At 45.1% G+C, this 1,864-nt stretch carries 2 protein-coding genes; one reads left to right on the forward strand and one right to left on the reverse strand.

What is annotated here, in order from left to right; genetic code table 11:
• On the reverse strand, positions 1–644 hold a 644-nt coding region (locus A3729_RS23960), incomplete at its 3' end, for a glutathione S-transferase N-terminal domain-containing protein (RefSeq protein ID WP_068634371.1).
• 197 nt (positions 645–841) lie between these two features.
• Between A3729_RS23960 and A3729_RS23965 the strand changes: the two genes are divergently transcribed.
• The coding region (locus tag A3729_RS23965) for a serine dehydratase beta chain (RefSeq protein WP_068634372.1) at positions 842–1,864 on the forward strand (1,023 nt) is incomplete at its 3' end.

Below are 1,864 nucleotides of genomic sequence, written 5' to 3' on the forward strand. Positions count from 1 at the left end.
AAGAAATCATCGCGCTTGGTGTTTTCTAATGGTTGATAAGCGCCAATGCTGAAGCGGAAGTTTGCCGGACCCATATCAGCTAGTTGCTGCTTGCCCAAATTGATCAGTAAGTATGGCAATTCAAGTTCGCATAGTTTTTCTCTTACTACACGAGAAAAAGGGCTGGATTCGAAGCTATATAGCGTCAATGGGAGTTTAGCCGCTTTTGCAGGGCGCGCGTGGACACCTGCATTATTACGTAAAACACTAGCCAGTTTGGATGCCGTATCATTCATTAAACTGCGGCGGAGTTGCTTAGGGACTTCCAAGCCCCTGTACTCTTTAAATAGGTAAGTAACAATTTCATCGCGGCCAGCAATATTGAGGTCAGTGTTGGGGTCGAATAACCTTGGGAGCGTCTGGCTGCCGGATTCTTGTGCAAGTTTTTTTATATCACGCCCACCGATTGGGCAGGGGGCTACCATTGCATCAAGGTTGAGTTCGGTCAGTGCTTCCCTGACAAACCGACATTCCGGGCAACCTTCTCTGTCGAATATAACCAGCTCCTGCTCAGGTTGTATTGCAACCTTGCTCGCTGACGTGCCACGCCAAACACGTAGTGTTGATGCAAGGGTAGACGTGGTGATGTCGAATAAGTTTTTCATAGCGATCCTCCATAATAAGCACGGCTGCATTGTAAGGCTTAATCGTTTGTTTGTCATAGACAAATATCGGCTGTGTCTACCCATAAATTATTATATGAGGCTGTAAGTTCAGGCTGAGTTACGGGTTTAAGGCTATAATAAGATGATTATGGTTTGTTGCTACCTGCATAGAAAGAAATCACGCGTGAGGTTGTATTATGTTCACGAGTATTACAGATCTATTTAAACTAGGTATTGGACCTTCCAGCTCTCATACTAATGGCCCTATGATTGCCGCAAAGGACTTCGTCACTAAGATAAAGGCTATAAATCCCACCTTTCTTAAAGGCAAGCGCCTTAATCTTAGGTGCCGCTTGACAGGTTCCTTAGCGTATACGGGTATTGGTCATGGTACAGATACGGCAATCCTTCTGGGTCTCAATGGCTATTCGCCGGCACAGGCCGCTAAGCTTTCATTCAACGGTAATTTAGAAAAAGCGATTGATAGTTTTCAGCAAAAAAACTTTATCGAAATTGTTCAAGGTGTGTGTGTAAACTTTGGCCCAGCGTCGGGAATAGAGTTTGATATGAAGCTCGTGTACCCGGAACATCCGAATGGTTTCAGCTTTACGCTATCAAGTGCTGGTGAGAAAGAACGGGTCATTTTGTCTGAAACGTACTTTTCCGTTGGTGGCGGTTTTATTTTAACTAAAGATGAACTTGCCGATAAGAGTAAGCGCCAAAAGGAGAAAAAAGGGAGGCGTAAAGTGCCGTTCGGCCACAGCCAGAAACATACCTATTCAAACATGAGTGAGTTGCTGTCTATCGCCGAGAAAGAAGATAAAAGCTTTGCAGTAATTCAGATGGAAAATGAATGCATGAGTAGTGCTGAGAGTGTTACTGAGGCAAATATTTGCACAGTTAAGGAGGCGATGTTTGCAAGCATAGAACGTGGTTTATCTGCTGATGGGCAACTGCCCGGAGGACTGTTATTAGAGCGGCGTGCAAACAAGTTATATTCCGATCTTAGCGCGAATCCCAGTAATGCTAGTGTCAATGATTGGCTTTGTGCATACGCAATGGCGGTCAATGAAGAGAATGCTGCGGGACAAGCAGTCGTAACCGCGCCAACAAACGGTGCGGCGGGTGTAGTCCCAGCATTGCTTTATTATCTAACCAAGCATGAAGAGATTTCAGAATCTAAGTCACGAGAGTTTCTGCTAACTGCGACAGTCATCGGC

This window comes from Oleiphilus sp. HI0043, from assembly GCF_001634935.1.